Source organism: Xanthomonas sp. DAR 35659 (assembly GCF_041242975.1).
Lineage (GTDB): Bacteria > Pseudomonadota > Gammaproteobacteria > Xanthomonadales > Xanthomonadaceae > Xanthomonas_A > Xanthomonas_A medicagonis.
Genome location: NZ_CP162488.1, coordinates 722,892 through 746,812 on the forward strand (window position 1 = coordinate 722,892; position 23,921 = coordinate 746,812).

General features: G+C 71.2%; 19 protein-coding genes. 11 read left to right on the plus strand and 8 right to left on the minus strand.

Going from position 1 to position 23,921, the window contains the following annotated elements; all coding sequences use genetic code 11:
* Window positions 1-16 precede the first annotated feature (16 nt).
* From ftsE to rpoH, 5 genes are all read left to right on the plus strand, one after another.
* Window positions 17-703 (plus strand): cell division ATP-binding protein FtsE, encoded by a 687-nt coding sequence (ftsE, locus tag AB3X07_RS03155; RefSeq protein WP_369942666.1) that lies wholly within the window; start codon window positions 17-19, stop codon window positions 701-703.
* Window positions 700-1,641, plus strand: coding sequence for a permease-like cell division protein FtsX (gene ftsX / locus AB3X07_RS03160; protein WP_369942668.1), 942 nt, complete (start codon window positions 700-702; stop codon window positions 1,639-1,641). The genes ftsE and ftsX overlap by 4 nt, the downstream gene beginning before the upstream one ends.
* A gap of 7 nt (window positions 1,642-1,648) precedes the next feature.
* Entirely contained in the window at window positions 1,649-2,491 is an 843-nt protein-coding gene (locus AB3X07_RS03165; RefSeq protein ID WP_369942670.1) for a response regulator, read from the plus strand.
* Window positions 2,492-2,513: 22 nt separating this feature from the next.
* Window positions 2,514-3,242 carry a uracil-DNA glycosylase gene (ung, locus tag AB3X07_RS03170; RefSeq protein ID WP_369942672.1) on the plus strand — a complete coding sequence of 243 codons (729 nt, stop codon included), beginning with the start codon at window positions 2,514-2,516 and terminating at the stop codon, window positions 3,240-3,242.
* Between the two features lie 220 nt (window positions 3,243-3,462).
* The gene (gene rpoH / locus AB3X07_RS03175) at window positions 3,463-4,341 is read left to right on the plus strand and encodes an RNA polymerase sigma factor RpoH (protein ID WP_369942674.1); all 879 of its coding nucleotides are present in this window, start codon (window positions 3,463-3,465) and stop codon (window positions 4,339-4,341) included.
* A 120-nt stretch (window positions 4,342-4,461) separates the two neighbouring features.
* On the opposite strand, the gene AB3X07_RS03180 is transcribed toward rpoH, so the two are convergent.
* Window positions 4,462-5,079 carry a trimeric intracellular cation channel family protein gene (locus tag AB3X07_RS03180; protein WP_369942676.1) on the minus strand — a complete coding sequence of 206 codons (618 nt, stop codon included), beginning with the start codon at window positions 5,077-5,079 and terminating at the stop codon, window positions 4,462-4,464.
* Between the two features lie 57 nt (window positions 5,080-5,136).
* Window positions 5,137-6,441 (minus strand): NAD(P)/FAD-dependent oxidoreductase, encoded by a 1,305-nt coding sequence (locus tag AB3X07_RS03185; protein WP_369942678.1) that lies wholly within the window; start codon window positions 6,439-6,441, stop codon window positions 5,137-5,139.
* 214 nt (window positions 6,442-6,655) lie between these two features.
* Here AB3X07_RS03185 and AB3X07_RS03190 point away from each other — a divergent pair, with 214 nt between their 5' ends.
* Together AB3X07_RS03190 and AB3X07_RS03195 are read left to right on the plus strand one after the other, a co-directional pair.
* Complete coding sequence (locus AB3X07_RS03190; protein ID WP_369942680.1) at window positions 6,656-8,362, plus strand: VanW family protein; 1,707 nt, start codon at window positions 6,656-6,658, stop codon at window positions 8,360-8,362.
* A 347-nt stretch (window positions 8,363-8,709) separates the two neighbouring features.
* Window positions 8,710-9,633: an IS110 family transposase gene (locus AB3X07_RS03195; RefSeq protein ID WP_369941182.1), complete on the plus strand. Its 924-nt coding sequence runs from the start codon at window positions 8,710-8,712 to the stop codon at window positions 9,631-9,633.
* A 308-nt stretch (window positions 9,634-9,941) separates the two neighbouring features.
* Here the strand turns inward: AB3X07_RS03195 and AB3X07_RS03200 are convergent, their stop codons facing one another.
* On the minus strand, window positions 9,942-12,131 hold the full coding sequence (locus tag AB3X07_RS03200; RefSeq protein WP_369942682.1) for a primosomal protein N': 2,190 nt from the start codon (window positions 12,129-12,131) through the stop codon (window positions 9,942-9,944).
* A 463-nt stretch (window positions 12,132-12,594) separates the two neighbouring features.
* On the opposite strand from AB3X07_RS03200, the gene AB3X07_RS03205 reads away from it, so the two are divergent.
* From AB3X07_RS03205 to sppA, 3 genes are all read left to right on the plus strand, one after another.
* Entirely contained in the window at window positions 12,595-14,046 is a 1,452-nt protein-coding gene (locus AB3X07_RS03205; RefSeq protein ID WP_420018523.1) for a hypothetical protein, read from the plus strand.
* A 227-nt stretch (window positions 14,047-14,273) separates the two neighbouring features.
* On the plus strand, window positions 14,274-15,641 hold the full coding sequence (locus AB3X07_RS03210) for an MATE family efflux transporter (protein ID WP_369942684.1): 1,368 nt from the start codon (window positions 14,274-14,276) through the stop codon (window positions 15,639-15,641).
* Window positions 15,642-15,716: 75 nt separating this feature from the next.
* Window positions 15,717-17,615, plus strand: a complete 1,899-nt coding sequence (gene sppA / locus AB3X07_RS03215; RefSeq protein WP_369942686.1) for a signal peptide peptidase SppA — start codon at window positions 15,717-15,719, stop codon at window positions 17,613-17,615.
* 85 nt (window positions 17,616-17,700) lie between these two features.
* Here the strand turns inward: sppA and AB3X07_RS03220 are convergent, their stop codons facing one another.
* Window positions 17,701-17,928 carry a hypothetical protein gene (locus AB3X07_RS03220; RefSeq protein WP_369942688.1) on the minus strand — a complete coding sequence of 76 codons (228 nt, stop codon included), beginning with the start codon at window positions 17,926-17,928 and terminating at the stop codon, window positions 17,701-17,703.
* Between the two features lie 63 nt (window positions 17,929-17,991).
* Between AB3X07_RS03220 and AB3X07_RS03225 the strand changes: the two genes are divergently transcribed.
* On the plus strand, window positions 17,992-18,765 hold the full coding sequence (locus AB3X07_RS03225) for an SDR family oxidoreductase (RefSeq protein WP_369942690.1): 774 nt from the start codon (window positions 17,992-17,994) through the stop codon (window positions 18,763-18,765).
* A gap of 127 nt (window positions 18,766-18,892) precedes the next feature.
* On the opposite strand, the gene AB3X07_RS03230 is transcribed toward AB3X07_RS03225, so the two are convergent.
* The 4 genes from AB3X07_RS03230 to AB3X07_RS03245 all read right to left on the minus strand — a co-directional run bounded on the left by AB3X07_RS03230 (window position 18,893) and on the right by AB3X07_RS03245 (window position 23,745).
* Complete coding sequence (locus AB3X07_RS03230; RefSeq protein WP_369942692.1) at window positions 18,893-19,618, minus strand: DUF4124 domain-containing protein; 726 nt, start codon at window positions 19,616-19,618, stop codon at window positions 18,893-18,895.
* 17 nt (window positions 19,619-19,635) lie between these two features.
* On the minus strand, window positions 19,636-20,346 hold the full coding sequence (locus AB3X07_RS03235) for a DUF4124 domain-containing protein (protein WP_369942693.1): 711 nt from the start codon (window positions 20,344-20,346) through the stop codon (window positions 19,636-19,638).
* Window positions 20,347-20,411: 65 nt separating this feature from the next.
* Complete coding sequence (locus tag AB3X07_RS03240) at window positions 20,412-20,972, minus strand: Sua5/YciO/YrdC/YwlC family protein (protein WP_369942695.1); 561 nt, start codon at window positions 20,970-20,972, stop codon at window positions 20,412-20,414.
* Window positions 20,973-21,258: 286 nt separating this feature from the next.
* Window positions 21,259-23,745 (minus strand): DNA topoisomerase I, encoded by a 2,487-nt coding sequence (locus AB3X07_RS03245; protein ID WP_369942697.1) that lies wholly within the window; start codon window positions 23,743-23,745, stop codon window positions 21,259-21,261.
* Window positions 23,746-23,921: the final 176 nt, after the last annotated feature.

Genomic DNA, 23,921 nt, shown 5'->3' on the forward strand with positions numbered 1-23,921 from the left:
CCGGCATAATCGCTGGATGAGCGTCCTGCGGTTCGACAATGTCAGCAAACAGTACGCCGGCGGCCACGCGGCGCTGGTGGATGTCAGCTTCCAGGTGGAGGAGGGCGAGATGCTGTTCGTCACCGGCCATTCCGGGGCGGGCAAGAGCACCTTGCTCAAGTTGATCCACCTCAGCGAGCGTCCGTCGCGCGGCGCGGTGCTGTTCGGCGAGCGCAACCTGCTGAAGGTGCGCGGGCGGCGCGTGCCGCTGCACCGGCGCGAGGTCGGCGCGGTGTACCAGGATCACCGCCTGCTGATGGATCGCAGCATCGCCGAGAACGTGGCGCTGCCGCTGATCCTGCGCGGCACCCGCCGCGCCGAGATCGGCAAGCGCGTGCGCTCGGTGCTCGAACGCATGGGCCTGGGCCATCGCGAGAAGGCGCTGCCCTCGCAACTGTCGGCCGGCGAGCAGCAGCGCGTCGGCATCGCCCGGGCGATGGTCGCCGAACCGCGGCTGCTGGTCGCCGACGAGCCGACCGGCAACCTCGACCCGACCCTGGCCGCGGAGATCATGCAACTGTTCGCCGAATTGCCGGCGCGCGGCACCAGCGTGCTGGTGGTCAGCCACGACCTGGCGCTGCTCAAGCAGATGCGCAAGCGCGTGCTGATCCTGGACCACGGCCGCCTCATCGACGACATCTCGCCGCAGGACCTGGCCGAATGAGCGCACGCAATACCGCCGCGGCGCCCTCGCGCCTGGGCGTGTGGTGGGACCACCACCTGCACAGCATCGTCTACAGCCTCGGCCGCGCCATGCGCAAACCGTGGGCGACGCTGCTGACCATGGCGGTGATGGCGCTGGCCCTGGCCCTGCCGCTGGGGCTGTCGATCGCGCTGGACAACCTCAAGCACTTCGCCGGCAGCGTGCAGCAGTCGCGCGACATCAACGTGTTCCTCAAGACCGGCGTCGACGCGACCGCGGCGAATGCGCTGGCGACGACGCTGCGCGGGCGCGCCGACGTGGCCGCGGTGGCGCTGCGCACGCCCGAGCAGGGCATGGCCGAGCTGCGCGACAGCGCGGGGCTGGGCGAGGCGTTGGACGCGCTCGACGACAATCCGTTGCCGACGCTGCTGATCGTGACCCCGGCGGTGGCCGACGACGCGCCGTTGGCGGCCTCGCTGAGCGCATTGCCGCAGGCCGACCTGGTGCAGCACGACGCGCTGTGGCGCAAGCGCCTGGACGGCTGGCTGCGGTTCGGCGAGCGCCTGGTGCAGGTCCTGTCGTTGCTGCTCGGCGCCGGCGCGGTGCTGGTGGTCGGCAACACCGTGCGCCTGGACATCCAGTCGCGGCGCGAGGAGATCGGCGTGCTGCAGCTGCTCGGCGCCAGCGATGGCTTCATCCGCCGCCCATTCCTGTACCTGGGCGCGTGGTACGGCTTCGGTGCCGGCGCGCTGGCGCTGGGCCTGATCGCCGCCTCCGGGCTGGCGCTGGGGCCGCCGCTGGCGGAGCTGGCCGACAGCTACGGCAGTCATTTCGCGCTGCACGGCCTGGACGCCTTGCACTCGGGGTTCGTGTTGCTCGGCACCCTGCTGCTGGGCTGGCTCGGCGCGTGGCTGGTGACCGGCCACTTCCTGCGCCAGACGCGTCCCACCGACACCTGAGGCGCGCATGTCCCGGCACGAGCTCAAGCACCTGATCAGCGACGCCCCGCGGGTGATGGTGGTCGATGGCTCCAAGCTGGTGCGCAAGTTGATCGCCGATGTGCTGCACCGCGAACTGCCGGACGTGGAAGTGGTCGGCTGCGCCAACATCGCCGAGGCGCGCGCGGCGCTGGAGGCCGGCCCGGTCGATCTGGTCACCACCTCGCTGGCGCTGCCCGACGGCGACGGCCTGGCCCTGGCGCGCAGCGTGCGCGAGGCGGCGGGGCAGGCCTACGTGCCGGTGATCGTGGTGTCCGGCGACGCCCAGCAGCACCTGGTCGAGCGCCGCTTCACCGAATACGTCACCGACTATTTCGACAAGGCGCTGGGCCACGAGGCGCTGGCGACCTTCATCCGCGGCTACGTGCAGCCGCAGCCGGTGGCCGGCGCCACCGTGCTCTACGTCGAGGACAGCCGCGTGGTCGCCGAGGCGACCAAGCGCATGCTCGAACGCCAGGAACTGCGCGTGGTGCACGTGCTCACCGCCGAAGACGCGTTCGCGCTGCTCACCGCCGAGTCGTTGGGCCGCACCACGCGCCGCATCGACCTGGTGCTGACCGACGTCACCCTCAAGGGCGAACTCAACGGCCGCGACGTGGTGCAGCGCATCCGCATCGATTTCGCCTACGGCAAGCGGCGCATGCCGGTGCTGGTGATGACCGGCGACAGCAATCCGCACAACCAGTCCGAGCTGCTGCGCGCCGGCGCCAACGACCTGGTGCAGAAGCCGATCGAGGAGCGCCTGCTGGTCACCAAGGTGCTGTTCCAGCTGCGCTTGGCCAAGCTCAACGACACCGCCGTGACCTTCTGACCGAGCGACCCGCCGAACCCGCATGAGCAACGAAGACGACACCCGGATCCAACTGGAACCCTCGTGGAAGGCGCAGGTCGGCGACTGGCTGCTGCGCCCGGAGATGCGCGCGCTGGCCGACTTCCTGCGCCAGCGCAAGGCGGCCGGCGCGCGGATCTTCCCGCCAGGGCGGCAGATCTTCGCCGCGTTCGAGGCGACCCCGTTCGACAAGGTCGAGGTGGTGATCCTCGGCCAGGATCCGTACCACGGCTACGGGCAGGCGCACGGGCTGTGCTTCTCGGTGCTGCCCGGGGTGCCGGTGCCGCCGTCGCTGCTGAACATCTACAAGGAGATCGAGGACGACCTGGGCATCCGCCGTCCCGACCATGGCTGCCTGCTGCCGTGGGCGCAGCGCGGCGTGCTGCTGCTCAATGCGGTGCTGACGGTGGAGGAAGGCCGCGCCGGCGCGCACCAGGGCAAGGGCTGGGAGGGTTTTACCGACCACGTCGTGGAGACCCTCAACCGCGAGCGCGAGGGCCTGGTGTTCCTGCTCTGGGGCAGCTACGCCCAGGCCAAGGGCAAGGTCATCGACACCCGCCGCCACCGCGTGCTGAAGGCCCCGCACCCCTCGCCGCTGTCGGCGCACCGCGGCTTCCTGGGCTGCAAGCATTTCTCGGCGGCCAACGAGTACCTGCGCCGCCGCGGCGCGCCGCCGATCGACTGGAGCCTGCCGCCGCGCGCGGCGCTGGACGCGACAGCCGACGGCGGCTGAACGGCGGTTCGACGGCCGCCTCCGAGCGGCGCCGGATGTACGCAAATTTCGCGGGCCGGGTGCTAGTTTTGCCCGGGTAATCGGTTACGCACCTCCCGCCGCAGCGTTCCAGTGGTCTCCGTCACAGTCCCATTCCTGATGCGAATGTTCCAGCAGTGGAACGCAGGAACTTTTTACTGTACCCAGCAGTCCAAATAGTTGACTGCTAAGATGAGCCCCTATGAGCCAGACCATTCCCGCCACCGCGATGGTGGCCAACAACCTCCCGATTCCCAGTCCGCTCGGTTCGCTGGATGCCTACATCGGCGCCGTGCACCAGATCCCGGTGCTGACGTCCGACGAGGAACGTGCGCTGGCGGTGCGTTACCGTGACCAGGAAGACCTGGATGCGGCGCGCGAACTGGTCCATTCCCACCTGCGCTTCGTGGTCCACGTGGCCCGCGGCTACAACGGCTACGGCCTGCCGCTGGGCGACCTGATCCAGGAAGGCAACATCGGCCTGATGAAGGCGGTCAAGCGCTTCGACCCGGACATGGGCGTGCGCCTGGTCAGCTTCGCGGTGCACTGGATCCGTGCCGAGATGCACGAGTACATCCTGAAGAACTGGCGCATCGTCAAGGTCGCCACGACCAAGGCGCAGCGCAAGCTGTTCTTCAACCTGCGCAAGTCCAAGACCCGCCTGGGCTGGATGAACGCGGCGGAAGTCACCGCGGTCGCCAAGGACCTCAACGTGTCCGAGCGCGAGGTGATGGAGATGGAGTCGCGCCTGTCCGGTCGCGACATCGGCTTCGATGCGCCGTCCGACGAGGACGACGATCACGCGCCGCCGTCGCCGGCCGCGTATCTGATGGCCAACGAGGAAGATCCCTCGCAGGCCTACGAACGCGCCGACAGCGAGGACAACCAGCTGCAGCTGCTGCGCGAAGGCCTGGCGGAACTGGATGCGCGTTCGCGCGACATCATCAAGCGCCGCTGGCTGGATGCCGACAGCAAGATCACCCTGCAGGAGCTGGCCGACGAGTACGGCGTGTCGGCCGAGCGCATCCGCCAGATCGAGGCGAACGCGCTGAAGAAGATGAAGGCGCTGTTCGTCGCCTGAGTCGCCTGCGGCGATCGGTTGCAACATGCGAAAGGCCCGGCACCGCCGGGCCTTTTCTTTTGTCCTCGGCGATGCGCCTAGTGCGGTAACTTCGAATGTCGGGCGCCCCGTGCGACTCCGTTACGATTCCGGCGGACGCGCCACCGGCAGGTGCCAGCCGTAGCGGATCGCCATGAAGCGCAGGCCGAAACACAGCACCGCGCCGACCGCCAGACCCCAGGGCTGCGGCAGGTGCAGCACCTGCGCCGCGGCGACCACGCCGCCGCCGAGCAGCGCCGCCACCGCGTACAGCTCGGCCTGCAGTACCACCGGCGTGCGCGCCACCAGCAGGTCGCGGACGATGCCGCCGCCGATGCCGCTGAGCATGCCCAGCAAGGTGGCGCTGAGCGGGCCCAGGCCGAACGCCAGCGCCTTGCTGGTGCCGTACACCGCGAACAGCGCCAGGCCCATCGCATCGAAGATCTGCACCGGATTGCGCAGGCGCTCGACCGTGTGGTGGCGGTAGAAGGCCAGCAGCCCGGCCAGGCAGGCGACGCCGAGATAGCGCACGTCGGCCAGCGCTGCCGGCGGGGTGGCGCCGATCAGCACGTCGCGGGCAATGCCGCCGGACACCGCGGCCGCGCACGACAGCACCAGCACGCCGAACAGGTCCAGGCGATGGCGCACGCCGACGGTGGCGCCGCTGATCGCGAACACGAAGGTGCCGAGCAGGTCGAGCAGGAACAGGAGGGTCGCCAAGACGGGGACTGCGGCGCGGCAAACGGCCGGCTAGGATCGCAGCCCGGTCGGGCGGTGTCACCTCTCCAAGGGTGTCGGGGCCTGCTCCTGCGTTTCCTCCGCCGCCGGCGGATCGCCGAGGATGATGCGCGCGGCGCGCTGGTAGCTCCAGTACGCCCAGGCCCAGTTGAGCAGCACCACGACGCGGTTGCGGAAGCCGATCAGGAAGAACACGTGCGCGGCCAGCCAGAACCACCAGGCCACCACGCCGGAGAACTGCAGTCGGCCCAGGTGCACGATCGCGGCCATGCGCCCGATGGTGGCCAGGTTGCCGTAGTCGGCGTAGCGGAACGGCGCGCTGGCGGTGTCGCCGCGCAGCCGCCGGCGCAGGGTGTCGGCGACGTGCCGGCCCATCTGCTTGGCCGCCGGCGCCACGCCGGGCACCGGGCGGCCGTCGGCCTGTTGCAGCGCGGCCAGATCGCCGGCCACGAACAACTCCGGATGGCCGGGGATGCTCAGGTCCGGCTGCACTTGCACGCGTCCGCTGCGGTCCAGCGGCGCGTCCAGCGTGCGCGCCAGCGGCGAGGCCGCCACGCCGGCGGCCCAGACCACGGTGCGCGCGGGCACGAAGGTGCTGCCCAGCCGATAGCCGCTGGCGTCGATGTCGGCCACCGGCACGCCGGTCAGCACTTCCACGCCCAGTTTTTCCAGTTGCTTCTGCGCCTTCGCCGACAGCGGTTCCGGGAACGAGGACAGCACCCGCGGGCCGGCCTCGATCAGCCGCACCTTGGCTTCGGACGGGTCGATGCGGCGGAACTCGTGCTTGAGGGTGTGCCGCGCGATCTCGGCCAGGGTGCCGGCCAATTCGACGCCGGTGGGGCCGCCGCCGACGATGGCGAAGCTGAGCCAGGCCGCGCGCGCGGCGGGGTCGGTTTCCGCCTCGGCGCGCTCGAACGCCAGCAGCAGGTGGCGGCGCAGGTGCAGCGCGTCGTCCAGGGTTTTCAGGCCCGGCGCGTGCGCCGCCCAGGCGTCGTGGCCGAAATAGGCGTGGGTGGCGCCGGTGGCGACCAGCAGGTAGTCGTAGGCCAACGTCTGGCCATCGCTCAGGCGCACCTGCCGCGCCTGCTTGTCGATGTGCACCACTTCGCCCAGGCGCACCTCGACGTTGTCCTGGTGGCGCAGGATCTGCCGCAGCGGCGCGGCGATGTCCGGCGCCGACAGCCCGGCGGTGGCGACCTGGTACAGCAGCGGCTGGAACAGGTGGTGGTTGCGGCGGTCGATCAGGGTGATGCGCAGCGGCGTCTTGGCCAGCGCGCGGGTGGCCCACAGGCCGGCGAAACCGCCGCCGACCACGATCAGGTGCGGCACGGGCGCGCTAGACATCGGGCAGTCCAGGCAGGCATGGGGAGAGCCGCTGGCCGCCGTTGCCGAGCCTGCCGCGTTGCGCGGCGGATGGTCGGCGATCGGCCGCCCGTCGGCGCGGCATGCAAGGACTGGGGGAGTGGAATTGCATGCGCTTATAGTAGCGCGAGGACAGGCGCAGGCAGGGATGCGGGGGGAGCGCATGGTGATGCGAACGACGACAACGGAGCGGCCCATGGCATCGCCCGTCGCGACGATGCCGTCGCGCTGGGGCAGCGTGCGGTTCCTGCTGAAGACCCGGCTGCTGCAGCTGCGCCGCGCGCTGCGCGACGCGCGCGGCGGGCCGCGCCGGCACCGCCGCGACACCGGGCTGCCGGTCGAGGCGGGCACGCTGTCCGAATCGGTCACCGCGCTGTGGCCGCTGTCGGAAGAAACCGCGCCGCTGCTGGTCGCCGGCAAGATCCACAACCTGCGCGTGGCCGCGCGCCTGCTGCACGGCATCGAGGTGCCGGCCGGTGCGACCTTCAGCTTCTGGCGGCAACTCGGTCGGGCCACGCGCCGGCGCGGTTTCGTCGCCGGCCGCGAACTGCGCGAAGGCTGCCTGGTGCCGTCGATCGGCGGCGGTCTGTGCCAGTTGTCCAACGCGATCTACGACGCCGCGTTGCGGCAGGGGCTGGAGATCGTCGAGCGGCACCGGCATACGCAGGTGATTCCCGGTTCGCTGGCCGAGCGCGACCGCGACGCGGTGGTGTTCTGGAACTATGTCGACCTGCGCCTGCGCGCGCCATCGGCATGGCGGCTGGAGGTGTGGCTGGATGGCGAGGCGCTGCACGTGCGCATCGTGGGCGGCGCGCCCGGCGTCGCCGCGTTGCCGCTGCCGTTGTCGCCGCCGCGCCGCGCCGCGGCGGCGGATGCCGCGGCCAACGATTGCACGCGTTGCGGTCGCGAGAGTTGCCATCGGCATGTGCCGACGGGCATGGACGGCCTCCGCCGCACCTGGCTGGTCGACGAGGACTGGCCGGAGTTCGCCGCCGACCGCGCGCGCCGGCGGCAGCCCGGCGATCGCGTGCTGGCGCTGCGTCGGGCCAGCATCGCGGTGTGGCACGCGGCGCTGTTGCAACGCTGGTGGCTGCGTCGCGGCGTGCCGCTGCCGCAGGCGCGGCAACGCGCGCAGCGGATCCGCCTGCGCGCGCTGCTGCGGCGGTTGGGGCCGCGCGACGTCGACCTGGTGGTGCCGCAGGGCCTGTTGCCGGAATTGTGGCTGGCCGGCGAACTGCAGGGCCGGCGCTGGGACGTGTGCATGACCGCCTTGCCGATGCAGTTGCTGCAAGCGCGCCTGGACGCCGCCGCGCAGCGGCATCCCGGCAGCCCCACGTTGCGCGACTTCCGCGCCGATCCGCGGCTGGTCGAGGCCGAGCGCGCGGCGCTGGCGCAGGCGCGGCACTGGATCACGCCGCATCGCCAGTTGCTGGCGTTGGCCGGCGATCGCGGCATCGCGCTGGCGTGGCAGCGGCCGCCGCTGCCTGATCCCTCGCTGCCGGCCACTGTGCGGTCCGGCGACGGCACGATGGATGTGTTGTTGGCGTCCTCCGCGCTGGCGCGCAAGGGCGCGCTCGAAGTGCGCGAGGCGCTGCGCGGCCTGCCGGTGCGCTTGTTGTTGCCGCCGGGCGCGCAGGAAACGCCGGGGTTCTGGAGTGGCGTGGAGGTGTGTCGCGTCGGATCGATGGCGGAGGGCGTGCAGGCCGCCGCGGTGGTGGTGTTGCCGGCGTGGATCGAGCAACAGCCGCGCGGCCTGTTGCTGGCGTTGGCGCTGGGCAAGCCGGTGATCGCCACCGCCGCTTGTGGTCTGGATGCGGCCGAGGGAGCGTGGCGCTGCGTGGAGGCCGGCGACAGTGCGGCGTTGCGGGTGCAGTTGGTCGCCGTGTTGGGGCTGGCGGGCTGAGAACACGCGGCTTGCTTTGTCCCGGCGAGTGCGTGCAGCGGCTTGCTGGGTGCGTTGTGAGAGGGATTTCGGCGCCGACCGGGTCCGATGCCGGAGGGTTGGCGGCGTCCTTCGTCGCGGCTGAAGCCGCTTGTGTCAAAAGAGGGTCTATCGTTGAAGGTGAGAGCGGGGTGCGGCAGGCCGTTAAGCCGCAGTGCCAAGCGAGCACGAGTAGGAGTCAGCGCCGCCGCACCCCGGTTCTCCTGCCTGACAAGCCCGAACAGTTGCCTGAGCCGGGAGCTCGAACATCACAAGCCTGGGCATTGGCAGGAGCGCTCTCGACCCTAAGTCTACTGCGGAGAAAGTCTATGCGGCGCTTTGTCGGGATCGATGTTGCCAAGGCCGAACTGGTCATTCATGTGCTGCCGGACGCACTGGCCTGGACCCAGCCCAACACGCCGCAAGGGCGCGTTGAGCTGGTCCAGCGTCTGGCGAGGCTGGAGTGCGAACGGATCGTGCTGGAAGCCAGCGGTGGCTACGAACATGAGGTGCTGCGGACGTTGCGCCAGGCCGACTTGCCGGCGGTGCGGATGTGCGCGCAGCGCCCGCGGGCGCTGGCCAAGGCGCTGGGCATCAAGGCCAGGACCGATGCCCTGGACGCGCGCCTGTTGGCGGTTGCCGCCCAAGCCATTGCGGCCACCCCGACGGACGTGTTGCCCGAGCACCTGCAGCACCTGCGCGAACTGCTGGATCTGCGCAACGCCCTGGTCGGCCAGCACGACGCCCTCCGGCGGCGTTTGGAGCACATCACCAGCCCGGAGGTGCGGCGCCACTGCCAGGAAGCGATCGACCTGCTGAAGCGGCAGAGCGATGCGCTGAAGCGAGACCTCCAGCAGCAGGCCGACGCGTGTTCGACCCTGCCCAAAGTGCCGGGGCTGGGGCCGATCCTGCGCGCCACCCTGGCCGCAGGTCTGCCGGAACTGGGAACGCTGCCGCCGCGCAAGCTGGCTGCCCTGGTCGGGCTGGCACCGTTCAATCACGACAGCGGCCGCTGGCAAGGCCAGCGCCGCATCAAAGGCGGGCGCAGCGACGTGCGCCGCGCGCTGTACATGGCCACCTGGGCCAGCATCCGCGCCAAATCCCCCTTGGCCCAGACCTATGCGCGCCTGCAAGCGGCCGGCAAACCGGCCAAGGTCGCCATCGTCGCCTGCATGCACAAGTACCTACGCTGGCTCAACGCCATCGCACGCGATCAGGCCTCTTACGCGCCTCCCGTCATCGCTGCTGCATGACAGTTGACTCCTACAGCAGGGCGTGTGCGGCCGGCTTGCAGCGTGCACTGGGGGCTTCGGTTCCAACTGTGTCCGGTGTCGGTGGGTTGGGTGGCTTCGTTTGTCGCGGCTGAAGCCGCTCCTACAGCACAGCGTGTGCCGTCGGCTTGCACAGTGCGCTGTGGGAGGGGCTTCAGTCCCGACTGTGTCCGCTGTCGGATGGTTGGGTGGCTTCGCTCGTCGCCGCTGAAGCCGTTCCTACAGACGAGCGGCTGCGGTCGAGGCGGTGTCGATCCCTCAGGGCACGCGGCGCGGGCGCCGCGCCCGGGTCAGTAGAGGTCCTGCGGATCCACGTCCAGCGACCAGCGTACCCGGCGCGCCTGCGGCAATGCGTAGATCGCCGGCATCGCCGCATCCAGCAGCGCATGCAGCGCGCGCCGGGTGTTGGCCGATAGCAGCAACTGGGTGCGCTGGAAGCCCGCCCGGCGCGGCATCGGGGCCGGCATCGGCCCGAAGCGCTGCACGGCGTCGTCGTCCGGCAGCAGCGCGCGCGCCGCGGCCAGGAAGGCGTTGGCGTGCTCGACCTGCTTGGCCTCGGCGCGCAGCAGCGCCAGGTGCGCGAACGGCGGGAAGCCGGCGGCCTCGCGCTGCGCCAGTTCGGCCTCGGCGAAGGCGTGGTAGCCGCCGTGTACCAAGGTCTCCAGCAGCGCATGCCCGGGATGGTGGGTCTGCAGCCACACCTCGCCGGGACGCGCGGCGCGTCCGGCGCGTCCGGCGACCTGGATCAACTGCTGCGCCAGTTTCTCGCTGGCGCGGAAATCGGCCGAGAACAGGCCTTCGTCGATGCCGACCACCACTACCCGGCTCAGCTGCGGCAGGTCGTGGCCCTTGGCCAGGATCTGGGTGCCGACCAGGATGCCGGGCGCGCTGCCGAGCGTGGCCAGTTGCGTCTCCAGCGCGTCGCGGCGCTGGGTGGTGCCGCGGTCGATGCGCACCACCGGCACGTCGGGGAAGGCCTGCAGCAGGCGTTCCTCCAGGCGTTCGGTGCCGATGCCCTGCGGCTGCAGCGCCAGGCTGCCGCAATCCGGGCAGGCCAGCGGCGCCGGCTGGCGCGCGCCGCAGTGATGGCATTGCAGGCGCCGGCCGCCGGCGTGCACGGTCATCGGCGTGGCGTGCAGCGGCGTGCTGCAGCGCTGGCACGGCGCGGTCCAGCCGCAGTCGTGGCACAGCAGCACCGGCGCGTAGCCGCGGCGGTTCTTGAACACCAGCACCTGGCCGCCCTCGGCCAGCGCGCTGCCGATCCCGGCCAGCACCTCCGGCGACAGGCCGTCCTGCAGCGGCCGCTTGCGCACGTCGAGCACGCGCACCGTCGGCGGCCGCGCCTCGCCGGCGCGGCGGGTCAGGCGCAGGTGCGCGTAGCGGCCCGACGCGGCGTTGTGCAGGCTCTCCAGCGATGGCGTGGCGCTGCCCAGCAGCACCGGCACATCCAGCGCCTTGCCGCGCACCAGGGCGAAGTCGCGGGCCTGGTAGCGGATGCCGTCCTGCTGCTTGTAGCTGCCGTCGTGTTCCTCGTCGACCACGATCAGCCCGGCCTGCGGCAGCGGCACGAACACCGCCGAGCGGGTGCCGACCACGACCCGCGCCTCGCCGCGCCAGGCGGCGGTCCAGACCCGCGCGCGCTCGTTGTCGGTGAGGCCGGAATGCAGCGCGTGCACCGGCACGCCCAGGCGCGCGCGGAACCGCGCCAGGGTCTGCGGGGTCAGGCCGATCTCCGGCACCAGCACCAGCGCCTGGCCGCCGCGCGCCAGGCAGGCGGCGATGGCCTGCAGGTAGACCTCGGTCTTGCCGCTGCCGGTGACGCCGTCGAGCAGGAACGGGGCGAAGCCCGGCGCGGCGACGATGGCGTCGATCGCGGCCTGCTGCTCGTCGTTCGGGGTGGGGCCGGGCTGCGGCCGCGGCGCCGCGGCACTGGCCGGCACCGCGATGCGTTCGGCGAAGCCGCGCTTGGCCAGGCTGCGCGCGGCGCTGCGCCAGTCGTCCATCGCCTGGTCCAGCCGGTCCTCGTCCAGCGGCCCGGCGCGCAGCAACTCGGCGAAGCGGTGCGGGCGGGTGCCGGCACGGGCGCGGTGGCTGGCGCCGGCTTCGGTCAGGCGCCAGGCCCAGGCGTGGGTGTCCGGCAAGGCCTCGCCGCGGCGCAGGGTCACCGGCAGCGCGGTCGCCAGCACCTCGCCCAGCGGCGCGTGGCTGTAGCGCGCCAGCCAGTGCAGGGAGTCGGCCAGTTCGCCGTGCAGCAGCGGCACCGGGTCGAGCCAGGCCAGCGCCGCGCGCAGGCCGTCGCCGTCCTCGACCTGGCCCAGGGCGGCGACCACCCCGCTCAACTCGCGGTTGCCGAAGGGCACCTTCAGGCGGCGGCCGAGATCGTCCGCCGCGGCGGCGCTGCCGGGCGGCGGCAGGTAGTCGAACAACTGCGGCAACGGCAGCGGCAGGGCGACGCGAAGGGTGGCGAGGGGGGGCGGCATCGGCCGTAGTCTAGCGGCCGGGCGCGGGTGCCTCGCGCTCGCCGTGCGCGGTGGCGGGACTGAGCCAGTTGCGGGCGATTGCTCCCGCCAAAGTGATAAACAAGTCGTAAATCGTTGCCGCGCCTGGGGAATCGAGTTTATCCACACGCGCTGTGGATAAAGCTGTGTACGACGCCCATGCTCCACGCCGTGAAGACGGATTCACAAGCCTCTGCCACAAGTTGGACAAAAAAGCGCCAATCGAATATATGTCTTGAATAACAACAACTTGGCCGTGAAACATGGCTGCAACATGATTTCGCGAGGGGCTTGACAGGGGCGCCCCCAGCCGCTTCGGCGTGCTGTGCACAACCCGCCCCGGCGATGGGCCCGGCTGGCGCCTGAAGCGGCTGATCGGCAGGCGTTTGTCAAGCGCGCGGCGCGGCGGCGGCCTCGCTATCATCGCGCCGATGATGGAGTTCCGATGACCGCCGCGCCCCCCTCCGATGGCGCGGTCGCCGCGCCCGCCCTGGCCGCCTTCCTGCGTGGCGTCGAACGCCGTGCCGCGGTGCTGGCCGACCTGCAGAGCGGCAGCGCCGCGCGCGGGATGCCGGCGCTGGCCGCGGCCATGCGCGCCTTCCGCAGCCACGCCGCGGCCCTGCCGATGTCCGACTGGCCATTGCGCTTCTGGAAGCTGTTCGCCGCGGTGCCGACGCTGCGCCAGGCCGCCCCCGCCGCCGGCAGCGCGTGGCCGGCGCCGCTGGCGCACCTGGGCCAACTGACGGCGGCGGACCGTCTGGCGCTGCTGCTGCGGATCGTGGCCGGGCTGGACGAGCCGACCGCGGCGCAGGTCCTGGACCAGTCCACCGAGGCGTACCAGCAGGCCTTGGCGCGGGCCTGCCCGCGCGATGCCGACGGTCGTCCGGACGCGGCCGGCTGGCGCGCGCTCGCCGATGCCGCCCAGCAGCACCTGCGTGCGTTGCCGCCGGCGCGGCTGGATGCTCTGGCCCAGTTGCGCGATGCGGCCATCGCCGCCGCCGTGCCCGCCGCTGCGTCGGCGGCGGCGTCCTCGGCGCCGGAGCGCGCGCCCGCGCCACGCCGGACGCAGGCACGCAGCCCGGTCCGGGCACGCCTGGCGGGCGCGGTGATCGTGCTCGTCGTGCTCGCCCTGGTCGGCACCTGGTGGTGGGATCGTGCGCCGTCGCGGCGCGCCATCGCCGACGCCGACGCCGGGACGAGCCTGGCGCTGGGCGATACCGGGCCGGTGCAGGTCGAGGAACTGCCGGCGGAGCCCGATGCGTCCACCGCGCCGCCGCTGCCGGCCGCGCCGCCGGCGCCGCTGCCGGAGCCGGCGGTCTACGACCTGGATTTCTTCGCCTGGTACGCGGCCGGAGCGCCGCCGGCGCGGATCGAGCGCAACCCGCCGACGGCCGAGGAAGCCGCCGCCACGGCGGCGCCCACCACCGCCGCCGCTGCAACGCCGGGACCAACCACGCCCGCCGCCGCCGACGTGCCACCAGCGCTGACCCCGGCGCAGTTGCGCGAACGCCAGGCCGCCTGGGACGCGCTGGATGCCGCGACCCAGGCGCGCTTGCGCCAGGTGGCCAGCGCCTTCGCGGGCCTGCCGGTGGAGCAGCAGCACACGCTGCGCGCGCAGTTCGCCGCGCTGGATACGCTGGAACGCCATGGCTGGCTGCTGGGCCCGGAACTGGGCGGCGAGTACTGGGCGCTGCAGCCGTTGTTCGGCTATGTGCCGGACGCGCAGCGCTCGGCCCTGCTGGGCTTGCTGCGGACCTTGCCGGCCGAACAGCGCGAGCACCTGGCGCTGTTGTCGCAGCGCACCCCGCCGCAGGAGCGCGCGGCCCTGCGCCGCGACCTGCTGGCGCAAGGCGCGGACACGCGCGCGGCCTGGTTGCGCCAGCGCGCCGCACGCTGAGCGCTGTATCGGCGGCTCTGGATTCTTCGCGCTCGACTCCGCGAGTCGCTTTCGCGCCGGACCCTCACCCCAACCCCTCTCCCGAGGGGAGAGGGGCTAGAAGCGCTTCGCTTCCGCCTTCCCGAATCTGCGGCAAACGATCGCACAGGTTAAACTGCCGCCCCTTCGCCACCCGGCGCCGGCGCTTTCCGCGCGGCCGCAGTCGGCGGAATCGCCAGAGTCTTGCAATGTCTTCGTCCTCCACCCCGGCCTCGGTCCGGGGCCGCGAACTGCGCAGTACCGCGCAGCTCGCCCTGCCGCTGGTCCTGGGACACGTCTCCGCCGGCCTGATCAGCTTCGTCGACAACGTGATCGCCGGGCACCACGGCACCCGCACGCTGGCCTCGGTGACGGTCGGCACCGCGCTGCTGTGGCTGCCGATGATGATTCCGATCGGCACCCTGATCGCCCTGACGGCGTCGGTCTCGCAGCTCGACGGCGGCAAGCGCCATGCGCAGATCGGGCCGATGTTCCGCCAGGCGCTGTGGCTGTCGCTGGGCCTGGGCGTGCTGATGTTCGCGTTTCTCAGCCTGGCCCCGCTGGCGCTGCCGCGGATGGGCATCGCGTCGGAGATCGTGCCCGGCGCGCGCGATTTCCTGCACGCGATCCGCTGGGGCGTGCCGGCGATGGTGCTGTACTTCTGCATGCGCTATCTCAGCGAGGGCATGCACTGGACGCTGCCGACCATGTTGCTCGGCTTCGGCGGCCTGCTGGTGCTGGCGCCGCTGGGCTACGTGCTGACCTTCGGCCTGTTCGGGCTGCGCGAGCGCGGCGCCGGCGGGTTGGGCATGGCCTCGGCGATCATGATGTGGCTGCAGGCGCTGTGTTTCGCGATCTATCTGGCGCGCTCCAAGCGCTTCGCGCCGCTGCGCCTGTTCGCCACCTTCGAGGCGCCGGACCTGCGCGCCATCGCCGGGCTGCTCAAGACCGGCTTGCCGATCGGCGTCACCATCCTGATGGAAGGCGGCCTGTTCATCGTCACCGCGCTGCTGATCGCGCGGCTGGGCGAGGTGCCGGCGGCCGCGCACCAGATCGCGATCAACGTCGCGCAGCTGTGCTTCATGGTGCCGATGGGCGTGGGCGAGGCGACCACGGTGCGGGTCGGCCGCGCCGCCGGCGCCGGCGATGCGGTGGGCGTGCGCGGGGCGGCGTGGGCTGGCTATGCGATCGTACTCGGCACCCAGGCGCTGTCGGCGCTGGTTCTGCTGTTCGGCCACGACGCCATCGTCGGCGTCTATACCCGCGACATCGCGGTGGCCGGCCTGGCGTCCACGTTGCTGCTGTACGCGGCCACGTTCCAGTTCCCGGACGGGGTGCAGGTGCTGTCGGCCGGCGCGCTGCGCGGCCTCAAGGACACCCGCGTGCCGATGTTGCTTGCCCTGTGCTCCTACTGGGGCCTGGGCATGCCGCTGGGCGCCGGGCTCGGCCTGTGGCTGGGCTGGGGGCCGCAGGGCATGTGGATCGGGCTGATCCTGGGCCTGACCGCGGCCGCGGTGATGATGGCCGCGCGCTTCCGGCTCAGCAGCGGGCGCCTGCTGGCCGCCGCGACCCCCTGACTTCAGGCGCATGTGCGGTGCCGGCGCAGCCGGTATGCTGCGCACGCGCAAGACGCTTTCCTTCCGGAGCTTTCCATGAACCAACCCGTGCGTCGCAGTCCCCTCGCCAGCTTCTTCGTTGGCCTGTGGGATGTGATGAACTTCACCCGCCGGCTGATCTTCAACCTGGTGTTCTTCGGCTTCCTGCTGGTGGTCCTGCTGGCGATGGTGTTCGCGATGGGGCGCGGCGACGGCGCCAAGACGCTGCGCGAGCGCACCACCTTGCTGATCGCGCCGGAAGGCAAAGTGGTCGAGCAGTTCAGCGCCGACCCGGTCAGCCGCGCGCTGGCCAAGGCGATGGGCGACAAGGACGCGCAGGAGATCCAGTTGCGCGACCTGATCCGCGCGCTGGAAGCGGCCAAGACCGATCCCAAGATCGAGCGCGTGGCGCTGCGCCTGGACAAGCTGCAGCCGGGCGGCTTCGCCTCGGTGCGCGAAGTGGCCGCGGCGCTGCAGGACCTGCGCGCCTCCGGCAAGCAGGTGGTGGCCTACAGCGACAGCCTGAGCCAGTGGCAGTACCTGCTGGCCGCGCAGGCCAACGAGGTCTACCTGGACCCGATGGGCTCGGTGGTGCTGGAAGGCCTGGGCCGCTATCGCCAGTATTTCCGCACCGGCCTGCAGGACAAGCTCGGCGTGGACGTGCACCTGTTCAAGGTCGGCGAATACAAGTCCGCTGCCGAGCCGTACGTGCTCGACGCGGCCTCGCCGGCGGCCAAGGAAGCCGACCTGTTCTGGATGAACGACGTGTGGCAGCGCTATCTGGCCGATGTCGGCAAGGCGCGCAAGCTGGCGCCCGCGCAACTCGCCGCGGGCATCGACACCATGCCCGAGGGAATCGCCGCGGCCGGTGGCGACATGGCCAAGTTCGCCCTGCAGCAGAAGCTGGTGGACGGGCTGAAGACCCGCGAGGACGTCGAGCAACTGCTGACCAAGCGCGGCGTGGCCGACGACGATGCCGACACCGGCTATCGCAACGTCAACCTGGACGCCTATCTGCAGCAGCTCGATCTGCGCCGCTCGCCGGTGGATTCGCGGCCGCAGGTGGCGGTGGTGGTCGCGGCGGGCGAGATCAGCGGCGGCGAGCAGCCGGCTGGGCGCATCGGCGGCGAATCGACCGCGGCGCTGCTGCGCCAGGCGCGCGACGACGACGGGGTCAAGGCGGTGGTGCTGCGTGTGGATTCGCCGGGCGGCGAAGTGTTCGCCTCCGAGCAGATCCGCCGCGAGGTGGTGGCGCTGAAGGCCGCCGGCAAGCCGGTGGTGGTGTCGATGGGCGATCTGGCCGCGTCCGGTGGATATTGGATCAGCATGAACGCCGATCGCATCTACGCCGACCCGTCGACGATCACCGGCTCGATCGGCATCTTCGGCATGATCCCCAACCTGACCCGCACCTTGGACAAGATCGGCGTGCATACCGACGGTGTCGGCACCACCCGCTTCGCCGGCGCCTTCGACGTCACCCGGCCGATGGACCCGGCGGTGGGGCAGATGATCCAGTCGGTGATCAACAAGGGCTATGCCGATTTCACCGGCCGTGTCGCGCAGGCGCGCAACAAGCCGGTCGAGGCGATCGACCAGGTCGCGCGCGGCCGCGTGTGGAGCGGCGCGCAGGCCAAGGAACGCGGGCTGGTGGACGCGTTCGGCGGGTTCAAGGACGCGGTGGCCGACGCGGCGGCGCGCGCCAAGCTGGGCGACAAGGACAAGTACCGGGTGCGTTACATCGAGAAGCCGGCCTCGCCGTTCGCGCAGTTCGTCAGCGGCTTCGCCGGCAGCCGCATGGGCGCGTGGATGCTGGGCGATTCGGCGATGGCGCACGCGCTGCTGGCGCGGCAGCTGCCGGAGCTGGATACCCAGTTGCGTTTCGTCCAGGACGCGACCGACAAGCGCGACGGCGCGCCGGTCAAGGCGCTGGCCTATTGCTTCTGCGGCCTGTGATCCGGGCCTGACGGCGTTCCGCGTTCGCCGATCGGCGGACGCGGCGCAAGTCACATCACACGACGCCGGCGCAAGCCGGCGTTTTTTATTGTCCGGTGGCCGCGTCGATCGCCGCGTTCTGCGCGGCGGCGGCCTGCGCGGTCGCGGCCTGCGCCTGCTTGGCCCGGTCCAGCGGCTGCGCGATCGCCGCGCGCAGCGCGGTCGCCTGCGGCTCGGGCGGCTTGTCCGCCGGTTTCGGCGGCGCCGGCTTGCACGCCGCCAGCGCGGCCAGCAGCGGGAGTGCCAACGTCGTCAAGCGCAATGAAGCGTGCATAGGGGCGACCTCGTCGAGCGTGACGGGTATCCTACGCCCACCCCGGCGCAGACAGGCAAGACGATGCAGCACCGTTGGCGGCTGGACGGACAGACCGCATTGATCACCGGCGCCAGTGCCGGCATCGGCCTGGCGATCGCGCGCGAATTGCTCGGCTTCGGCGCGGACCTGCTGTTGGTGGCGCGCGATATCGACGCGCTGGAAGCGGCGCGCGACGAGTTGCTCGACGCCTTTCCCGAGCGCCGGGTCCTGGCGCTGGCCGCCGATGTCGCCGACGACGAGGACCGCCGCGAGATCCTGGACTGGGTCGAGGACCATGCCGACGGCCTGCACCTGCTGATCAACAACGCCGGCGGCAACGTCAGCAAGGCCGCGGTGGACTACACCGAGGACGAGTGGCGCGGCATCTTCGAGACCAACCTGTTCTCGGCCTTCGAGCTGTCGCGCTATGCGCATCCGCTGCTGGCGCGGCACGCGGCCGCGGCGATCGTCAACGTCGGCAGCGTGTCCGGGCTGACCCATGTGCGCAGCGGCGCGCCCTACGGCATGACCAAGGCCGCGCTGCACCAGTTGACCCGCAACCTCGCCGCCGAGTGGGCCGAGGACGGCATCCGGGTCAATGCGGTGGCGCCGTGGTACATCCGCACCCGCCGCACCTCCGGGCCGCTGTCGGATCCGGACTACTACGAGCAGGTGATCGAGCGCACGCCGATGCGGCGGATCGGCGAGCCGGAGGAAGTGGCCGCGGCGGTCGGCTTCCTGTGCCTGCCGGCGGCCAGCTACATCACCGGCGAGTGCATCGCGGTGGATGGCGGGTTCCTGCGTTACGGGTTCTAGAGCAGGCTTTGCTGGCAACGGTGGGCGTATCTCCATCTCGTCGCGGTCGTGCACGACGCCCTTGTAGGAGCGGCTTTAGCCGCGACCGAACGTTCTCGGTAGAGCCCGGTCGCGGCTAAAGCCGCTCCTACAGGGGATGCGTCGCGTTGGGGTCCGGCGCGTTGCAACTGCTCGCGTCGAGCAATTGCTGGCGACGCAGGAATTCCTGCCGCAGCGGTTCGGCATGTTCGGACACGGCGAAGCGCCAGTGCGTCTCGGCTTCGGCCACGTAGCTCTTCCAGGCATCGCAGACGTCGGCCGCGGGCAGCGCGTCGCAGTGATCGCGCAGTACTTCGCAGGCGCTGCCGCCGGTCCGGTCGGGGCTGCCGTCCAGGCCGACGGTGCGCAAGGGGACGCAGCGCGGCTCCGGCTCGGCGACTTCGCCGACATAGCGTTGCTGCTCGCGGGTAACGCAGGCGTACAGCGGAGGCGGCGGCAGGCGTGGCGCGGCCTCCACGGCAGCGGATGGCGAGGGCGAATCGGACGGGGTGGCGGCCGTCGTCGCGGATGCATTCGCCGGCGTGGAGGCAGATGCAGGATCGGAGCCCGGCGCAGAACCAGACGCTGCAGCGGCGGCAGGCGCGGCAACACCTGCTGCTGCAGGCGTCGCCGCCGGTACTGCGACCGACGCCGCGGCGGGTGCGTACGTAGGCGCGCGCCCGACGCCCTGCATGCGCTTCTTTTCCTGGCGCATGCCCTTGGGGCAGGGCTGGTTCTGCAGGAGCAATCCGCCCTGCGCGTCGGTGCAGCGGTAGAACACCACTTCTTCGGCCTGCGCGGCACCGCCGCAGGCGCAGGCGAGTAACGCGAGCAACAACGCACGCCAGTGCATCAGGTGCCGCCGCAATCGCGGTCCAGGCGCGCGTCGATGCCGCGCTGTTCGAGTTCCAGCGCGCGGCGCTCGCTCTGCAGCGCGCTGTTGTAGCGCCGGATCAGTTCCCAGCGGCGGTCGCTCAGGCGCGCGCACACTTCCTGCGGCGGCAGGGCGTTGCAGGTATCTCGGACCAGGGTGCTGCCGGCCGGCACCACCACGCTGCCGCCGACGGGATACTCGGGCCGCGGCGGCCGTGGGCCGCCGCCGTGATGCGGGCCGTAGCCGTAGCCGTAGCCGCCGACATGGCCGACCGCCCACAGCGGCACCCAGCGCGGATTGCCCTCGTTGTTGTCGCTGGTGTAGCGCTCGCCTTCGCTGGTGACGCATTCGTACATCGGCTGCGGCGGCTGCACGGTGACGATGCGGATCTCGCGTTGCGGCAGCGGCGCCGGCGCAGCGGCCGCCTGCGCCGGGTCGGTGCTGAGCGTGGTGGTCGGGCGCGGCGGCGGATCGCGCGGGCGCTGCATGTCCCGCACCTGCTGCTCGCGCGCGTTCTCGCACGGCGTGTTCTGCAGGCTGACCGCGCCGGTGCCGCCGATGCAGCGGTAGATGCGTACCGCCCCCTGCCCGCCGTCGCTGGCGATGGTCTGGGTGCGCTGCGCCCACGCGGCGCCGGCCAGCGTCAACAGGGCGGACAGCAACAGGACGGGGCGGGCGAGGGCAGGCATGCGCGCATCTTGCGCGCCTTCGCCGGCCAGGGAAAGCCGGCGCGGAGTGGAGCAACCCGCTGCGCTCAGGCGCGCAGGATCTCGCCGCTGGCGGCGTCGCGGATCGGCGTGGGCTGGGCCAGGCCGCCGGTGTCGCCACCGACCACGCCGTCGAGCGCCGCCAACAGGTTCGGATCCAGCTCGGCGCGCTGCCGCGCCGGCGGCTCGCCGCCAAGGTTGGCGCTGGTCGAGACCAGCGCGCCGCCCCAGGCCCGGCACAGCGCCGCCACGACCGGATGCGCGCTGATCCGCACCGCGATGCCGTGGTGCGCGCCGGTGATCCACGGCGGCGCACTCGCGGCGGCGGGCAGGATCCAGGTGTGCGGCCCCGGCCAACTGGCCAGCGCCGCGGCCAGGCGTGCCGGCGGCAGCGCCGACAGGTCGAGCAGCGGGCGCAGGGGGTCCAGTTCGGCGGCGACCACGATCAGCCCCTTGTCCACGGGCCGCTGCTTGATCCGCAGCAGACGGGTGACGGCGGCCTCGTCGTGCGGATCGCAGCCCAGGCCCCACACGGCTTCGGTGGGATAGGCGATCACGCCGCCCTGGCGCAGGACGGCGACGGCTTGGTTCGGCGACAGGTCGGTCATGCGCGCATCATGCGGCACGTCCTCGTCTAAGAACAATGAGGGACGGTTGGGCGGGACTCGGGATGTCGCGAGTTCGCAGTCGTGCCGCTTTTCTGTGGGAGGGGCTTCAGCCCCGACGCATTATCGGCACGGCGTCGGGGCTGAAGCCCCTCCCACGGAAAGCCGCGGTGTCGCGGCTCTTGGTCGCCGAGCGATGTCGTGGGCTCCGCAAAGCGGGCGGCTCGGCGGCCGCGCTTGCGCTATCGGAGGCGGCGGCTCGGCCGCCCCGGGCCATCCGCAGGACGGCTCAGCCGCCCTTGGCCACGGTCTTCTTCGCCGCCTTCTTCACCGCTTTCTTGGCTGTCTTCTTCGCGGCTTTCTTGACCGCCTTCTTCGCCGCCGGCTTGGCCGGGGCGTCGGCGGCGACCTTCTTCGCCGCGCTCTTCTTCGGCGCGGCTTCCTTCTTGGCGGCGGCCTTCTTGGCGCCGAAGCCCTTGCGCACCGGCTTGCCGGTTTCCTCCAGCAGCTTCTGCACTTCGTCCAGGCTCAGCGTGGCCGGCTCGCGATCCTTGGGGATCTTGCCGTTGAGCTTGCCGTCGCTGATGTACGGGCCGAAGCGGCCGTTGAGCACCTGGATGTCGCTGCCGGGGAATTCCTTGATGATGCGGTTGCGCGCGATCTCTTCCTTCTCCTCGATCAGGAACACCGCGCGGGCCAGATCGATGGTGTAGGGATCGTCTTCCTTCTTCAGCGAGGCGTAAACGCTGCCGCGCTTGGCGAACGGGCCGAAGCGGCCGATGCCGACGCTGACCTCCTCGCCCTTGTCCTGGCCGAGGCTGCGCGGCATCAGGAACAGCTCCAGCGCCTCCTCCAGGGTGATGGTGTGCATGCTCTGGCCGGGACGCAGCGAGGCGAACTTGGGCTTGTCCTCGGCGTCCTCGGCGGTGCTGCCGATCGCCGCGTACGGCCCGAAGCGGCCCAGGCGCACGCTCACCGGCTTGCCGGTCTTGGGGTCGGTGCCGAGCTCGCGCGCACCGCTGGCTTCGGCGCGGTCGACCGATTCCTTCTTGTCCTCGACCAGTTCCTTGAACGGCTCCCAGAAGCGCGACATCAGCGGGATCCAGTCCTCCTCGCCGCGCGAGACCGCGTCGAGCTCGTCCTCGAGCTTGGCGGTGAAGTCGTAATCGACGTAGCGGGTGAAGTGGCTGGACAGGAACTTGGACACCGCGCGGCCGACGTCGGACGGGCGGAAGCTGCGGCCTTCCATCTCCACGTACTTGCGGAACAGCAGGGTCTGGATGATCGAGGCGTAGGTCGAGGGGCGGCCGATGCCGTACTCTTCCAGCGCCTTCACCAGCGCCGCTTCGGTGAAGCGCGGCGGCGGCTGGGTGAAGTGCTGCTCGGCCAGGATGCGTTCCAGCGGCACGCGGTCGCCGGGCTTCATCGCCGGCAGCTTGCGGCCTTCGTCCTCGTCCTCGGCGCTCTTGTTGTCCTTGCCTTCCTCGTACACGGCCAGGAAGCCGGCCACGACCACGGTGGTGCCGCTGGCGCGGAACACGTGCTCGCTGCCGGCCGACAGGTCGACGCTGACGGTGTTGAGCGTGGCCGGGATCATCTGGCAGGCCACCGCGCGCTTCCAGATCAGCTCGTACAGCTTGCGTTCGTCGTCGGTCAGGAAGCGCGCCACCTGCGACGGAGTGCGCAGCGCCGAGGTCGGGCGCACCGCTTCGTGCGCTTCCTGGGCGTTCTTGGACTTGGTCTGGTAGGTGTTGGGCTGGTCCGGCAGCGAGGCGATGCCGAAATCGCGGGCGATCACGTCGCGGATCTCGGCCAGCGCCTCCTGCGACAGGTTGACCGAGTCGGTACGCATGTACGAGATCAGGCCGACCGTGCCCTCGTCGCCGATCGCCACGCCTTCGTACAGCTTCTGCGCCACCTGCATGGTCTTGCGGGTGGTGAAGCCGAGCTTGCGCGAGGCTTCCTGCTGCAGGGTGGAGGTGGTGAACGGCGGCGCCGGACGGCGCTTGCGCTCCTTGCTGGCCACGTCGGTGACGTGCAGCGCGCCCTGCGCGGCCTGCTGGATGCGCAGGCGCGCGGCCTCGGCGGTGTCGCCATCGGTGATGGTGAACTGCTCGAACTTCTGCCCGTCGAGCTTGATCAGCTTGGCGTTGAAGTGCTGCGAGGGGTGCGCGCAGTCGGCGGCGATGGACCAGTACTCGCGGGCGATGAAGGCTTCGATCTCCTCCTCGCGCTCGACGATCATGCGCAGCGCCGGCGACTGCACGCGGCCGGCGGACAGGCCGCGCTGCACCTTGCGCCACAGCACCGGCGACAGGTTGAAGCCGACCAGGTAGTCCAGCGCGCGGCGCGCCTGCTGCGCATCGACCAGGTCGCCGGCGATCTGCCGCGGCTGCGCCATCGCTTCCTTGATCGCGCGCGGGGTGATCTCGGTGAACACCACCCGGTGCAGCGGCTTGCCCTTGAGCAGCCCGCGCTCCTGCAGGATCTCGGCGATGTGCCAGCTGATCGCCTCGCCCTCGCGGTCCGGGTCGGTCGCCAGATAGATGTCTTCGGCCGCCTTGGCCGCCTTGGCGATGGCCTCCACGTGCTTCTCGTTCTTGTCGATCAGCGCGTAGCGCATCGCGAAGCCGTCGTCCGGATCCACCGCGCCTTCCTTGGGGATCAGGTCGCGCACGTGCCCATACGAGGCCAGGACGTGGAAGTCCTGGCCGAGGTATTTGTTGATCGTCTTGGCCTTGGCGGGCGATTCGACGATGAGCAGGTGCTTGGACATGGCGGGTCGGGCTTCGATGGGCGGGGCGGGCGCCCTGGGGGCGGTAGGGTGGCGCAATTGCTCCGGTTAGTGAAGCGTTGCGGTACTTCAGAGCGGCCGACGCCCGGGGTTGGTACCCCGGGCGTTCAGCTGCGTCCCTCTTTTATTAGTGGGCATGTCTGGCGGTGGCTGTCAAG

Coding starts and splice junctions, on each gene's coding strand:
- ftsE (WP_369942666.1), top strand. CDS start 17: ATGAGCGTCCTGCGGTTCGACAATGTCAGCAAACAGTACGCCGGCGGC.
- ftsX (WP_369942668.1), top strand. CDS start 700: ATGAGCGCACGCAATACCGCCGCGGCGCCCTCGCGCCTGGGCGTGTGG.
- AB3X07_RS03165 (WP_369942670.1), top strand. CDS start 1,649: ATGTCCCGGCACGAGCTCAAGCACCTGATCAGCGACGCCCCGCGGGTG.
- ung (WP_369942672.1), top strand. CDS start 2,514: ATGAGCAACGAAGACGACACCCGGATCCAACTGGAACCCTCGTGGAAG.
- rpoH (WP_369942674.1), top strand. CDS start 3,463: ATGAGCCAGACCATTCCCGCCACCGCGATGGTGGCCAACAACCTCCCG.
- AB3X07_RS03185 (WP_369942678.1), bottom strand. CDS start 6,441: ATGTCTAGCGCGCCCGTGCCGCACCTGATCGTGGTCGGCGGCGGTTTC.
- AB3X07_RS03190 (WP_369942680.1), top strand. CDS start 6,656: ATGGCATCGCCCGTCGCGACGATGCCGTCGCGCTGGGGCAGCGTGCGG.
- AB3X07_RS03195 (WP_369941182.1), top strand. CDS start 8,710: ATGCGGCGCTTTGTCGGGATCGATGTTGCCAAGGCCGAACTGGTCATT.
- AB3X07_RS03200 (WP_369942682.1), bottom strand. CDS start 12,131: ATGCCGCCCCCCCTCGCCACCCTTCGCGTCGCCCTGCCGCTGCCGTTG.
- AB3X07_RS03205 (WP_420018523.1), top strand. CDS start 12,595: ATGACCGCCGCGCCCCCCTCCGATGGCGCGGTCGCCGCGCCCGCCCTG.
- AB3X07_RS03210 (WP_369942684.1), top strand. CDS start 14,274: ATGTCTTCGTCCTCCACCCCGGCCTCGGTCCGGGGCCGCGAACTGCGC.
- sppA (WP_369942686.1), top strand. CDS start 15,717: ATGAACCAACCCGTGCGTCGCAGTCCCCTCGCCAGCTTCTTCGTTGGC.
- AB3X07_RS03220 (WP_369942688.1), bottom strand. CDS start 17,928: ATGCACGCTTCATTGCGCTTGACGACGTTGGCACTCCCGCTGCTGGCC.
- AB3X07_RS03225 (WP_369942690.1), top strand. CDS start 17,992: ATGCAGCACCGTTGGCGGCTGGACGGACAGACCGCATTGATCACCGGC.
- AB3X07_RS03235 (WP_369942693.1), bottom strand. CDS start 20,346: ATGCCTGCCCTCGCCCGCCCCGTCCTGTTGCTGTCCGCCCTGTTGACG.
- AB3X07_RS03240 (WP_369942695.1), bottom strand. CDS start 20,972: ATGACCGACCTGTCGCCGAACCAAGCCGTCGCCGTCCTGCGCCAGGGC.
- AB3X07_RS03245 (WP_369942697.1), bottom strand. CDS start 23,745: ATGTCCAAGCACCTGCTCATCGTCGAATCGCCCGCCAAGGCCAAGACG.